We start from the raw sequence: 11,569 nt of genomic DNA, 5'->3' as shown, positions 1-11,569 counted from the left end.
GCACGACGGACACGACCGGCCCGGCCACCATCGCCCGGCCTGCGCGCCGGCCCTGCAACTGATCCTGCAGGGCCTGCGCGAGCGGCAGCTGCGGTGCGTCACCGTGTCCGAGCTGCTGGGCAGCGGCCAGCCCAACGCGGGCATCCCCGTGCAGCCGGCCACGGCGCGAGCCCGCGGCGACCCGGAACTGCTGGGCGCCAACCGCGGGTTTTACGATCCGCTGTGGCGCGACGCGCGCCTGATCACGCCCGAGCGCTTCAACACCTGGCCGCTGGTGCGTTCACTACTGGACCGGTCGCCGCGCCGGCTGGAAGTCGCCCCTGGCCTGCGGCCACGCCTGCCGATCGCCGGCACGCAGTTCGTCGATATCAGCGCACCGGCACTGGCGCGGCTGCGCGAGCGCGGCGGGCGGGCGACGCAGGGCAACATCACCGCCCTGCCCTTTCCGGATGGCGCCTTCGATCTGGTCTGTGCGCTGGATATCGTCGAGCATGTCGACGATGACGACGGCGCCCTGTCCGAGCTGTCCCGCGTGGCGGCGCCGGGCGCCGCGCTGCTGCTGTCGGTGCCGCTGCACCCGGCACAGTGGACAGCCTTCGACGATTTCGTCGGCCACCGCCGCCGTTACGAGCCACAGCGGCTGCGCTCGAAACTCGCCGAGCATGGATTCGTGGTGGACCAGAGCGCGGTTTACGGCATGCAGCCGAAATCCTCGCGCCTGCTGGACCTTGGAATGTGGCACCTGGTGCATCGGCGCGAACGCGCCATGTGGTGGTACAACCATGTCTTCATGCCGCTGGGCGTGCGCTTCCAGAAGAAACTCGCGCTGGTGCCGGGTCTGATCGACGACGACAAGGTGGCGGAGATCATCCTCGTGTGCCGCAAGGCCGGCGCTGCGGCGACACCGCAACCGGCATCCCGGCCCTGACGTGGCTGCCCAAACGAACTGGGCGGGTGAGCTGTGGCGCGGGTTCAAGGCGCATTTCTGGCTCAAGATGTTCTGTGCCTGGCTGCTCGCCCTGGGCTTCTTCCCCTGTTACTTCCTGCTGCTCAAGGCTCCCCTGTGGCCGGTCACGTGGATGCCGGTCACCGCACCTGATCGCTGGATCGGCTTCTGGCCGGGCGCCCTGTGGCTGTACGTTTCGCTGTGGGTCTATGTGCCGCTCGCGCCGGGCCTGCTCACGGAGCGACGCGAGCTTGCGGACTATTACCGGGCGATGGTTGCACTCAGCCTGAGCGGCCTGGCGGTGTTCCTGCTGTGGCCGACGGCCAGTCCACGCCCGGTGATCGACTGGATGCAGCATCCGCCGTTCGGGCCGATCATCGCCGCCGACGACGTGGGCAACGCCCTGCCGTCGCTGCACGCGGCCTTTGCCGTGTTCACGGCGATCTGGCTGGACCGCCTGCTGCGCCGCGTCGGCGCGCCACTGTGGCCGCATATCGCGAACGTCTGCTGGGGGCTGGGAATTCTGTATTCGACCATCGCCACCCGCCAGCACGTGGCAGTGGACATCGCCGCCGGCTCGGCGCTGGGCTGGCTGGCCGCGGTGCTGCACGCCCGCTGGCTGCGCTCGCGCCGGCCTGCGTTCGGGAAACCCGCAAATTCCGAACAACGGGAAACGGGCTGACGCGACCAAGCGGTGCGGCCGGACGAACGGGCTGTCGCTGCCCTCTCACCCGCCGGCCCGACACTGCGCAATCGTGGTCTTAGCGGTTGCCGCGCTGGCCGTCTTCATGATTGTCACGCTCACCCTGACGGTTGTCGTGGCCACCTTCGTGACGACCATCGCGCCCGTCCGCGTGGTCCTGTTGACTGCTGTCACGGCGACCATCGGGTCCACCTTGCCGGTTCCGGTAACCGCCATCGCGGCGTCCATCAGACCCACCCTGCCGGTTTTGGTACCCACCGTCGCGCCGACCGCGACGCTCCCGATAGTGCGGAACGTAAACGTTGCGGTACCAGTCGTGGTTCACGAAATAGACCCGCTCGCCGCAGGCTCCATACTCGCGGCAGTATTTTTTTTCCAGTTCCGGGAGTGACCTGGCCGAACGAGCAGGTAGACCGGTTCCCGGTAGCGGGCGCCGCGCTCGATGTATATCGGCTCGGAGTAATAAACCCGTGGCCGCGGATAGTCCCCAATGTCGATACGACCGTAAAAACCCGGCTCACCGACACTGATCGAAACGCCCACATCGGCGGCGAATACCGGTGCGCCATAGGCCGCCAGACCCGTCAGGGCTCCGGCCACGAGCGCAATTGTGCTATTCATCGAAATACTCAATTCTTGGTCGGTTCGGCGCGCATGCGTGTGCGCCGCTGTAGGGTGCAGACCATGCGAGGTTGCCTGCAAGCAAACCGTACTCTATCGAACATCTGCCGTGCCGATTCGGATTCCTACGGACATCTGTACGGCCACCGGATCACGGCGAACCGGTAATCGTGCGTTAGCGTACGGAAGCGGCGGGCCGGTTCGCGTAGTTTTGGCACTGTTATTCCATTCGCCCCGCTCTGCACATGTGCAAAATCCGGGAGCGGGTGTTTTCTTCAGGATAAAGCCGCATGAAATATTCAATGGTTTTTGTTGCGCTGATGACCGTAGTTGGACTTGGCGCATGTGACCGGCAGCCGGCGACCACCGTCGTCGCGGTCCCTGGTCCCGCCGGGCCGCCGGGCGCGACTGGCCCTGCCGCCCAGAAGGGTGCTACCGGCGCTACCGGAGCAACTGGCTATACGGGTGCCACCGGCGACACCGGGGCGACCGGCGACACCGGCGCCACGGGCTCATCCGGCGCGGAAGGGGTGCAAGGCGAACCCGGCAAAGCCGGTGGCGACACGACCGTGATCGTGACGCCCAAGTAGGCTTCCCGGCGGAGCCCGAGCACTCCGGACGCGCTTTCGCGCGCGAAGTGCTCGGGCTTGCTTGATCCAGGCGTATGAATTGTCAAACCCCGAGCAGCGCCGCTCGCGTGCCGAGCGCCAGGGAAGTACCGAACAAATCCATCCTGGATTTCAAACCGCGTCGCGCGACGTATGCCGCAGCGCATTCCCGGCCCGCGCCACCGCGGGCCATCCCCGCACTGACACTTACTGTACGGGCGCACCATTGCCGAATATGTTCAAGTAGTCGTCGACGACCGCCCGGTAGCATTCGCAGGACGCTGCCTCCAGTCCCTTTCGATCCAGAATGACAATCCTGCCGCGACTGTAGCTGATCAGTTTCCGGCGCTGCAGCGCGCCGGCGGCGATGGTGACGGCACTCCTTCGCACGCCGAGCATGTCGGCCAGGAAATCGTGCGTGAGATCGAAATGATCCCCATGCGCCCGGTCGTGCGTCATCAATAGCCAGCGCGCCAGACGCGCCCCGATCGCATGAAAGCGCGTGCAGGCAGCGGTCTGCGACAGTTGCGCCATCAACACGTACAGGTAGCGATCGAGCGTACGTCGCAAGGCCGCGCTGTCGCGAAGCTCCGCTCGCAGGTGCGCAACCGTCATCCGCAAGGCGGTACCCGAACCCTGGACCACGCCGCGCTGGGGTGAGTTCCTGACCCCGAGCGCAAGCGTGGCGCCCAGCATGCCCTCGTTACCAATCAATCCCATCTCGAGCGGTTTGTGACCGCTCACTGTTGCCACCAGTGAAATGAAGCCCGTCAACGGGAAATACGCGTATCGGAACGGTTGGCCGGGCTCACACAGAATCGTGCCAAAGACGAGGTCGACCGACTCGCAGTGCTCCAAAGCACGCGCGTGGTCCCTGGCGGGCAAGCCGCCGATCAGGCGATTAGTGACGGGGGGGGGCATCGGGTCTGTCCTTCAGCACCGGAGTCGCCCAAGAAAGGCACGGGAGAGGCGCTGGAGCTACCCCGCTGGCACAGTCTACATGACGCAAGGGACAACGCCCGTGGCGTTCTGGACACAGATGTCAACGCACGGTGTGGCCCAGAGTACGGCACTCGTCAGGCGTTCTTCGTCCGATAGTAACTGTGAATCTCGCTCTCCCAAGTCTGATCCGCCATATTGGGCCAATGGCCTCTGTCGAAACCGGGGGCATCCTTGAGACGATCCTTGTCCACATTCAGCGTAAAACGCTTGTGTTCGGTATCGAGCGTCAGCGCGCCCCACGGCACCGCGAACAATTTCTCGCGCAGGCTCAGAAAGGGCTTGAAGGACAACACCGCATACCCGACCCGGCCACTGCGCATGTCGAGCATGATTTCCTTGATGTCGCCAATGTCTTCGCCCTCGAGGTTATAGACGTCGCTGCCAACCAGCGTGTCCGCACCCATCAGTTCTGGCCCGGGTCCCTTTCGTGTCTCAGGTCCGGCGCCGGCGCGCTTGTCGCCGTACATTCCGAACGCATCCTTGTCTTCGTAGCTCATGTTCATCTCCAGTTATCGAATTTGCCAGGCCGCATACCGCTTGAAACGCGGCCAACTGACGTCGACAAATCAATGTCACCCACGCAGATATCGAGAGACAGGCTAGCGCCCCTTCTTTATCTTGTCCTTGGCATTGCCATAGCCGGTCTGTATTTTTCCGGCGGTTTTTTGAATCACGCCTTTGGTTTCCATGGCTTTGTCACCAACTAGCTTGCCGGCCAATTCCTTGACTTCGCCTTTCGCCTGCTTGGCCTGGCCTTTGATTTGATCCTTGTTCATGCGGTCTCCGAATCGAACGTGTGCGAGTGGGCGCAAGGCTGCACCCGGCTTCAGGGCTTGCTGATGGCAACGATAAGCAGCACCGTGCTTCGGGTCTGTACGGCAACACCCATAGGCAAGCGCTGAAATCCATCCTGAATTTCTCAGCGCCTGCCATCGGGTAAAACCCGGTCAGAGCGCAGCTTCACTGCGCGATGATCGCCCGGCGCAGCCGGGCTCCCACAATTCTCCGATGGCTCGCAAAATCTGCAGCTTGCTGCCACTGATTTTGGCGCGTCGCCGCGCTGCGGAAAGCGCTGCATGACTCGGCATTTCCCGAAATGAATCCTGTGTCCGCCCGGCTGTAGTATCAGGCCCCCTGCGACGGGGAAATGCGCCCGCTCAGGCGAGCGGCTGGCAGTTGCTTACTTGACAATCGGCTGCATCGTGAGCACGTTCTCCGGCGGGGAGACGCGATACGGCAACAGGCGATCGGTCTCCCGCTTGACCACGGCGTAGCACTCGCAGCTCAGCTGCTCCAGTTTGGCCCGGTCCAGCACCGTGATCTGGCCACGGCTGTAATGGATCACGCCCGCCCGCTGCAACTTGCCGGCCGCCTCGGTCACACCCTCGCGGCGCACACCCAGCATGTTCGCGATCAGCTCCTGGGTCATGGTCAGACGGTTGTCCGGCAGGCGGTCCAGCGACAGCAGCAACCAGCGGCACAACTGCTGGTCGATCGTGTGGTGGCGGTTGCAGACCGCAGTCTGGGACATCTGCGTGATGAGTGCCTGCGTGTAGCGCAGGAGCAGGTTTTGAAACTCGCCGTGGCGACTGAATTCGTCCTTCAGCTGCCTGCCAATCAGCCGATAGGCGCTGCCGGCGCTCTGCACGATCGCCCGACTGGGGGTGCTTTCGCCGCCCATGAACAGGGAAATCCCGACCACGCCCTCGTTGCCAACCACGGAGATTTCCGCCGAGGCGCCGCTTTCCATCACGTACAGCAACGACACGATGGAATCGGTCGGGAAATAGGCGTAGCGCAAGGTGTCGCCGGACTCGTACAGCACCTTGCCCAGCGGCAAGGTCACCGGTTCCAGGCTAGGGAACAGGCGGCTCTGGATGTCCTCTGGTAAGGCCGCCAGAAGGTGGTTTTGCTGTATCACGGGATCCTCCCGAATCGGATTTATGTATGTTGGACACCCTTGTGAGCGGCAACCTCGATGTTGGACCCCCTTGGGCGGCGACCTCAACGTCGGCCCAACAGGGTACTGAGGACTGATTCATGCTCGGTGCGGTATCGTACATAACATGCCCGGAGGGGGCTGTGTGGGTCACGCCGCGCGCCACATGGCACGGAACGCAGCCAGGGCGCCTTGTGTGTGTTGCCGTACAGACCGAACGGATCCGCAGCGACCATTCTGCGCGTCTTGTCGATTCACGATTGAGGATTCGGACGTGCTTGAAACAATTGCGATTGTTCTGTTGATCCTGTGGGCCCTGGGACTGGTTTCGTCCTACTCCATGGGTGGATTGATCCACATACTGCTGGTGGTGGCGATCATCATGATCCTGGTGCGGGTGATTCAGGGACGACGGATCTGAGCCTGCCATCGCGCGAGCCCCCTGGGGCCTAAAGATCACGGCTGCTTGAGGGAGATCACAGGATGGATGCACAAAAACTTGCCGCGATCGTGCTGATCGTGGCCGGCGCCCTGGGGCTCGCCTATGGCGGGTTCAGCTACACCAGGGAAACCCACGAGGCCGACCTGGGACCGTTGCACATGTCGGTAGCCGAAAAGAAGCGGGTCAATGTCCCAATCTGGGCGGGTGTTGGCGCCATCGTGGCGGGCGGGCTTCTGCTGGTAGTCGGCCGCAAAAGCTGAGCCTGGCCAAGGCTGAGCGGTTCGGTGCCGCCCTGGGTCCATAACGACCGAGCGCCTCAACCAGTACCTGACCTTCAGGTTCCGGGCGCCGGCCGTGCGGCGCAACCGTGGCAGGCCAGGCTGCCGGCCCGATCGTAACCGCGGCCGGGGGGTGCCCGGCCGGCCGTACCGCGTCGAGGTCGTCGGCAACACGTGGGCTAGCGCACGGAACGGGCCCGATGCCCGCGCCAGAATGACGGCGACAAACTGAAAGCCGGCGCTCGTGTGGCAGACAGAAACCCGCTCGAAATCCGACCTCATGGACAACGACCTTTGCACCGTACTGCTTGTCTCGGACTGCGCCGCTGATGCAATGCTCATTCGCAAGGCATTGGCCACGTCGGTTGATAAAAAATGGACGCTGCAACAGGTCAACCGGATTTCAGATGGCGTTGACCGTTTGTTCAGACCCGGAATCGTCGCGGTGTTGCTTGACCTGTTCCTGCCCGACAGTCAAGGCATAAAGACGTTCGAGATAGTGTTCAGGGCCGCGCGGCGCGTTCCAATACTGATTCTGACCAGCGCCGAAAATTCTGCGCTCGCCCGGCAAGCCATTCAGCTTGGCGCGCAGGACCATCTGCTGAAGAATCACCTTGACGCGTACTGGTTGCCGCGCATTCTGCGCAGCGTGATCGAGCGTCACACCAACGAGCAGGCCGCGTCGGTCGTGACCGATCGCGCCCATGCCACGCTGAACTCGATCGGTGATGCCGTGCTGAGCACCGATCTTGCGGGCAATGTGACGTACCTGAATCCGGTGGCCGAAGACATGACCGGCTGGACTGATGCGGAGGCGACCGGTCACTCGGTTGGCGAGGTATTCAGAATCGTTGATGGCATTACGCGCGAAGTGGCGCCCAATCCATTGCAGCAGGCAATCCAGGAAGACAAGCCCGTGGGCTTGACCGCCAACTGCGTGCTGGTCCGGCGCGATGGAAAGGAATATGCCATTGAGGATTCGGCCGCCCCAATCCGTGATGCTGCTGGCAAGACAAGCGGAGCGGTAATCGTGTTTCGCGACGTGACTGCCGCCCGCGCCAAGACACAACACCTGGCTTATCTGGCCCATCACGACGCCCTGACCAATTTGCCGAACCGCATATTGCTGAATGACCGGATTGAAAATGCAATATCCCTGGCACGCCGTCATGGCAACCAGGGCGCCGTGCTGTTCCTGGACCTGGATGGATTCAAACAGATCAATGACTCTTTGGGCCATCTGGTGGGCGACAAACTGCTCCAGTCGGTGGCACAACGCCTGCTGGCCTGCGTGCGCGGATCGGACACCGTAAGCCGGCAGGGCGGAGACGAATTTGTAGTCCTGCTATCGGAAATCCAGCAGGCCGGGGATGCCGGCCTGAGCGCCCAGAAGATGCTGAACGCCCTGGCAGCACCGCATACCATCGCCGGCTCCGACATTCGGATCAGCGTCAGTATCGGTATCAGCCTGTTTCCCGAGGGGGGACACGTGGCGACCGCTGCGGCCTTGATCCGCTGCGCGGACGCCGCGATGTACCACGCCAAAAACGAAGGGCGAGACAACTACCAGTTTTTCAGGCAGGGGATGAAGGCCGGCGCGCGTTCGCCGCAACTTCCCGAGCAGCAGGCGGCGCGCCGCCCCAAGTCGGAAAAAAAGGGGCAAGCCGTCTTGCCAGTCACGCACCCGGCCCGACACTGCGCCGACTAGCTCCAGCCTGGACTTTCCGGCTGCCGCTGCCCGAACGAGCGCTCCCCGCTCAGGTCGAACCGCCCGCCTCGCCACCTTGCCAGCATCGAGAGCCCGCGCGTCGCGCAACAGTTTTGCGCGCTTCCCCGGCGACCGGCCGTTCCCGTTTTGCGTTTCGGATACGATGACCCAGCCATCAAGAAGCTGCCCAGCGCATCGCTGGCAGCAGCCCGGCCGGCGATGAACCCCACGCTGGCCGCCAATTACAGGGGGAGCGCGTGATGACCGCCGGACTGGAACTCGCCTATCTGGGTTTCGAGGTCTCGGACCTGCAGGGCTGGGAGGCTTTGCTGACCAATGTCATCGGCATGATTGGCAATGGCGGCAACGACGATGGCTCGCGTGGCTACCGCATGGACGAGTGCGAACAGCGACTGTTCCTGCGTCCCGGCAGCCAGGACGACGTGGCGGCGGTGGGCCTGGCGGCGCTGAGACGATGGCTCGCGTGGCTACCGCATGGACGAGTGCGAACAGCGACTGTTCCTGCGTCCCGGCAGCCAGGACGACGTGGCGGCGGTGGGCCTGGCGGCGCTGAATCGCGGCGAATTCGATGCCGCGCTGGGCCGTCTGAAGGCAGCCGGCGTGGCTATGCACAAAGGTGACGAAAGCGCCTGCCGCGCCCGCCACGTGACCGATCTGGTCAGCTTCCGCGACCCGTCCGGCAATCCGCTGGAACTGTGTCTGGGCCAGCGCGTGGCGGCGACGGCGTTTGCCTCGGCGGTCGCACCAAGCGGCTTTGTGACCGGCGACATGGGCATGGGCCACATCGTGCTGGTGACGCAGGATCTGGAGCCGACGCTGCGTTTCTACACCGACGTGATCGGCATGGCCGTCTCGGACCGCGGCGCCGAGGAGTGGGCCGGCCTGACCATCGAGGCGGTGTTCCTGCACTGCAACCGCCGCCATCACTCGATTGCACTGGGCGTCGGCATTCCACCGGTCAAGCGCACGGCGCATTTCGAGATGCACGTGCCCGATATCGACGCGGTGGGTTTGGCCTGCGATCGCGCGCGCGCCGCCGGGGTGGAAATCACCCACCTGCCCGGCCGCCACACCGACGACGTGTTCTCCTTCTACGGCCGCACGCCGTCGGGTTTCGAGTGGGAGATCGGTACCGGCGGCTACGACGTTGGCCCCAACTGGCGTCAGCGGCATCTGACGCGCTTCACCGCCTGGGGGCATCAGCCGCCAGGCGGTGAAGCCCGGCGCGTTGCGACGATGCCTACTGGCCGTCCAGCACTGCCTTGGCGCCGGCCAGCCCGCTCTGATAGATGCTGCTGATGAAGGCCACCGCGTCCACGGGCGCATCCGGCAGCGGCACGAACTCGGCGGTCCAGGTGATCCGCGCCCCACTGCCGGCCGGGCTCACGGCCAGCCGCGACCGATAGTCGGTGCACGGCAGCGCACCGGCGATGACCACGTACTCGTAGCAACGGGCGGCATCGTCGCGCGCCTGCTGGCGCTCGGTCAGCTGATTCCCGTCGGGCATGGTCAGGTGGCGCAGCGCGCCCACACCGCTGCCCTCGACGATGCTTTCGGTGACCGCCGGAAACCAGCCGACCAGGCCGCCGAAATCGCCGACCAGCGCCCACGCCTTGTCCAGGGATGCGTTCACGTCGATGGTCTCGGTCACCGTAGCCTTGTCCATCTCGACCTCCTGTGGTGTTGCTGCGCGGCGACGATCAATCCGTCACGGTCCTGTAGGCACTACGAAAATACAGCAGCGGCGGCAGCGGCTCGCCGACCGCGGCCAGTTTGATCTCACCGACCAGGATCACGTGGTCGCCGCCGTCGTAGTTGTTGCGCAGCGTGCAGTCCAGGTAGCCGATCGAGCCTTCGACGATCGGTGCGCCGGTGACGCCCGGATGGGTGACGACGCCGTCCATCTTCTCCGGTCCGCCCCTCTTGGCCAGGCGGTTCGAGATGTCCTGCTGGTTTTCGGCCAGGATGTTGATGCTGAAGGCACCGGCGGCCTCGATGATCTTCAGGGTCTCGGACTCCCGGGTCAGGGCGAACAGCGCCAGCGGCGGGTCCAGCGACAGCGAGCTGAAGGAGTTGACGGTGATGCCGTAGCGGCGGCCTTGCGTGTCGGTGGCGCATACCACCGTGACCCCGGTGCAGAACTGGCCGAACACCTGACGCAGGGCTTTGGGGTCGAGCGGGCTATTCATGATCGAAAGTTCCTGGTTGGGCGGTTGATTTCTGGAAAGCTCAGTCCGGCCAGGCGATGCCTTCGGCCGCATACGCCTCGCGCAGCAGGTCGGTGGCCAGCCAGTCCCGGGTCGGGAAATTCTTTTCGATGAAGCCGTGCGCGTGCAGGAAGCTTTTCATGATCTCCAGCGTCTCTATCAGGCGCGCGCTCAGTTCGGGCTTCAGCTTCTGGTGCAGGTCCGGCGTGTAGTAGGTTTCGATGTCCGCCGGCGTGACACCGGTCTCGCGCGCCATGGCGGCGGTGGCTTCGGCCTTGTTTTCCGGCTGCGCCGCCCAGGTGGCGGCCTGCAGCAGGGTGCGCGCGTAGCGCACCACGGCATCCGGGCGCTCGCGGACCAGCGAATTGCTGACCGTGAGCAGCCGCGGGGTGGCGTTGTTGACCTTGGCCCACAGCGGCTCGGCGTCGATCAGGTTATAGAGCATGCGGATGCCGCCGCCGGACTCGCGCTGCATGGCGGCAATCTCGCCGCCCTTGGCGAAGAAGGCGTCGACCTTGCCGTCCAGCAGGGCGCGCATCTGACAGTGATAGTACGACCGCTGCTGGCGGGCCTGGGTATCGGCAAAGCCGGGATTGATCAGCTCATGGTGATCGGCGGTCTCGACCACGTCCACGAACTGTGCATCGCGCTCGTGCATGCCGTGCAGTTCGAGCGCCGACACGAAGGCCTTCTGGGCCGCGAAGCGGAAGAAATTCATGATCAGATCGGGCCACACCGGCAGCGCCAGACGCTTGCCGGCCAGATCCCGCACCGAGTGGATGGGGTCATCCGCGCGCACGAACAGGCCCAAGGTCTCCTCGACGAAACTGATGCCCAGCAGCGATGTATCCGCCCCGCGCGAGCGGGCCCACACCGGCGGCGAGCCACCGCCCTCGCGGAACGAATCCTCCAGCGTGTGGGCGAAATGCGTGTCCGCATTGGCACGGCCCAGTTCCTTGATGTTGCGGACCTCGCAGTCGGTGCCCGCGAACTGGCTGTCGAACAGCTTGCGCTGATAGGCGATGCCGGACGCGGTCGGCACCGGGCAGCGGGTGTACCAGATGGTGCGGGTCATACGGGTGCTTCTTTTGTTG

At 64.4% G+C, this 11,569-nt stretch carries 15 protein-coding genes; 6 read left to right on the top strand and 9 right to left on the bottom strand.

Annotated features, from left to right (window positions below):
- Positions 1 to 148 precede the first annotated feature (148 nt).
- Both H5U26_RS14900 and H5U26_RS07395 read left to right on the top strand, forming a co-directional pair.
- A complete protein-coding gene (locus tag H5U26_RS14900) occupies positions 149 to 928 on the top strand; it encodes a class I SAM-dependent methyltransferase (protein ID WP_366055915.1) in 780 nt (259 codons plus the stop codon).
- 1 nt (position 929) lies between these two features.
- Entirely contained in the window at positions 930 to 1,628 is a 699-nt protein-coding gene (locus H5U26_RS07395) for a phosphatase PAP2 family protein (RefSeq protein WP_290618186.1), read from the top strand.
- A gap of 45 nt (positions 1,629 to 1,673) precedes the next feature.
- Here H5U26_RS07395 and H5U26_RS07390 read toward each other — a convergent pair whose 3' ends face one another.
- The 6 genes from H5U26_RS07390 to H5U26_RS07365 all read right to left on the bottom strand — a co-directional run bounded on the left by H5U26_RS07390 (position 1,674) and on the right by H5U26_RS07365 (position 5,816).
- Positions 1,674 to 1,877 (bottom strand): hypothetical protein, encoded by a 204-nt coding sequence (locus H5U26_RS07390; RefSeq protein ID WP_290618184.1) that lies wholly within the window; start codon positions 1,875 to 1,877, stop codon positions 1,674 to 1,676.
- A gap of 93 nt (positions 1,878 to 1,970) precedes the next feature.
- Positions 1,971 to 2,270, bottom strand: coding sequence for a hypothetical protein (locus H5U26_RS07385; protein WP_290618182.1), 300 nt, complete (start codon positions 2,268 to 2,270; stop codon positions 1,971 to 1,973).
- Positions 2,271 to 3,085: 815 nt separating this feature from the next.
- Complete coding sequence (locus H5U26_RS07380; protein WP_290618180.1) at positions 3,086 to 3,799, bottom strand: Crp/Fnr family transcriptional regulator; 714 nt, start codon at positions 3,797 to 3,799, stop codon at positions 3,086 to 3,088.
- 155 nt (positions 3,800 to 3,954) lie between these two features.
- Positions 3,955 to 4,377, bottom strand: a complete 423-nt coding sequence (locus H5U26_RS07375; RefSeq protein ID WP_290618178.1) for a PRC-barrel domain-containing protein — start codon at positions 4,375 to 4,377, stop codon at positions 3,955 to 3,957.
- Positions 4,378 to 4,479: 102 nt separating this feature from the next.
- On the bottom strand, positions 4,480 to 4,656 hold the full coding sequence (locus tag H5U26_RS07370) for a CsbD family protein (RefSeq protein WP_290618176.1): 177 nt from the start codon (positions 4,654 to 4,656) through the stop codon (positions 4,480 to 4,482).
- 404 nt (positions 4,657 to 5,060) lie between these two features.
- Positions 5,061 to 5,816 carry a Crp/Fnr family transcriptional regulator gene (locus tag H5U26_RS07365; RefSeq protein ID WP_366055914.1) on the bottom strand — a complete coding sequence of 252 codons (756 nt, stop codon included), beginning with the start codon at positions 5,814 to 5,816 and terminating at the stop codon, positions 5,061 to 5,063.
- A 277-nt stretch (positions 5,817 to 6,093) separates the two neighbouring features.
- Between H5U26_RS07365 and H5U26_RS07360 the strand changes: the two genes are divergently transcribed.
- From H5U26_RS07360 to H5U26_RS07345, 4 genes are all read left to right on the top strand, one after another.
- Entirely contained in the window at positions 6,094 to 6,240 is a 147-nt protein-coding gene (locus tag H5U26_RS07360) for a lmo0937 family membrane protein (protein WP_290618172.1), read from the top strand.
- Between the two features lie 62 nt (positions 6,241 to 6,302).
- Positions 6,303 to 6,521, top strand: coding sequence for a hypothetical protein (locus tag H5U26_RS07355; RefSeq protein ID WP_290618170.1), 219 nt, complete (start codon positions 6,303 to 6,305; stop codon positions 6,519 to 6,521).
- A 298-nt stretch (positions 6,522 to 6,819) separates the two neighbouring features.
- Positions 6,820 to 8,247 carry a GGDEF domain-containing response regulator gene (locus tag H5U26_RS07350; protein ID WP_290618168.1) on the top strand — a complete coding sequence of 476 codons (1,428 nt, stop codon included), beginning with the start codon at positions 6,820 to 6,822 and terminating at the stop codon, positions 8,245 to 8,247.
- Between the two features lie 495 nt (positions 8,248 to 8,742).
- On the top strand, positions 8,743 to 9,567 hold the full coding sequence (locus tag H5U26_RS07345) for a VOC family protein (protein WP_290618166.1): 825 nt from the start codon (positions 8,743 to 8,745) through the stop codon (positions 9,565 to 9,567).
- On the opposite strand, the gene H5U26_RS07340 is transcribed toward H5U26_RS07345, so the two are convergent.
- The 3 genes from H5U26_RS07340 to H5U26_RS07330 are packed head-to-tail and all read right to left on the bottom strand — an operon-like array spanning position 9,509 to position 11,550.
- Positions 9,509 to 9,934: an SRPBCC family protein gene (locus H5U26_RS07340; protein ID WP_290618164.1), complete on the bottom strand. Its 426-nt coding sequence runs from the start codon at positions 9,932 to 9,934 to the stop codon at positions 9,509 to 9,511. The two genes, H5U26_RS07345 and H5U26_RS07340, sit on opposite strands and share 59 nt — an antisense overlap.
- A 34-nt stretch (positions 9,935 to 9,968) precedes the next feature.
- The gene (locus H5U26_RS07335) at positions 9,969 to 10,457 is read right to left on the bottom strand and encodes a flavin reductase family protein (RefSeq protein ID WP_290618162.1); all 489 of its coding nucleotides are present in this window, start codon (positions 10,455 to 10,457) and stop codon (positions 9,969 to 9,971) included.
- 40 nt (positions 10,458 to 10,497) lie between these two features.
- On the bottom strand, positions 10,498 to 11,550 hold the full coding sequence (locus tag H5U26_RS07330) for a hypothetical protein (RefSeq protein ID WP_290618160.1): 1,053 nt from the start codon (positions 11,548 to 11,550) through the stop codon (positions 10,498 to 10,500).
- Positions 11,551 to 11,569: the final 19 nt, after the last annotated feature.

It is taken from the genome of Immundisolibacter sp., from assembly GCF_014359565.1.
In the GTDB taxonomy this organism is placed as follows: Bacteria; Pseudomonadota; Gammaproteobacteria; order Immundisolibacterales; family Immundisolibacteraceae; genus Immundisolibacter.
Note: the sequence above shows the minus strand (reverse complement) of the source record. Positions and strands in the feature narration are given on the sequence as shown.

What these genes read in the sequence shown, in the direction of transcription:
- H5U26_RS07350 (WP_290618168.1), top strand. Translation starts at nt 6,820, where the DNA reads ATGGACAACGACCTTTGCACCGTACTGCTTGTCTCGGACTGCGCCGCT.
- H5U26_RS07355 (WP_290618170.1), top strand. Translation starts at nt 6,303, where the DNA reads ATGGATGCACAAAAACTTGCCGCGATCGTGCTGATCGTGGCCGGCGCC.
- H5U26_RS07340 (WP_290618164.1), bottom strand. Translation starts at nt 9,934, where the DNA reads ATGGACAAGGCTACGGTGACCGAGACCATCGACGTGAACGCATCCCTG.
- H5U26_RS07330 (WP_290618160.1), bottom strand. Translation starts at nt 11,550, where the DNA reads ATGACCCGCACCATCTGGTACACCCGCTGCCCGGTGCCGACCGCGTCC.
- H5U26_RS07370 (WP_290618176.1), bottom strand. Translation starts at nt 4,656, where the DNA reads ATGAACAAGGATCAAATCAAAGGCCAGGCCAAGCAGGCGAAAGGCGAA.
- H5U26_RS07375 (WP_290618178.1), bottom strand. Translation starts at nt 4,377, where the DNA reads ATGAGCTACGAAGACAAGGATGCGTTCGGAATGTACGGCGACAAGCGC.
- H5U26_RS07390 (WP_290618184.1), bottom strand. Translation starts at nt 1,877, where the DNA reads ATGGACGCCGCGATGGCGGTTACCGGAACCGGCAAGGTGGACCCGATG.
- H5U26_RS07380 (WP_290618180.1), bottom strand. Translation starts at nt 3,799, where the DNA reads ATGCCCCCCCCCGTCACTAATCGCCTGATCGGCGGCTTGCCCGCCAGG.
- H5U26_RS07335 (WP_290618162.1), bottom strand. Translation starts at nt 10,457, where the DNA reads ATGAATAGCCCGCTCGACCCCAAAGCCCTGCGTCAGGTGTTCGGCCAG.
- H5U26_RS07385 (WP_290618182.1), bottom strand. Translation starts at nt 2,270, where the DNA reads ATGAATAGCACAATTGCGCTCGTGGCCGGAGCCCTGACGGGTCTGGCG.
- H5U26_RS07345 (WP_290618166.1), top strand. Translation starts at nt 8,743, where the DNA reads ATGGACGAGTGCGAACAGCGACTGTTCCTGCGTCCCGGCAGCCAGGAC.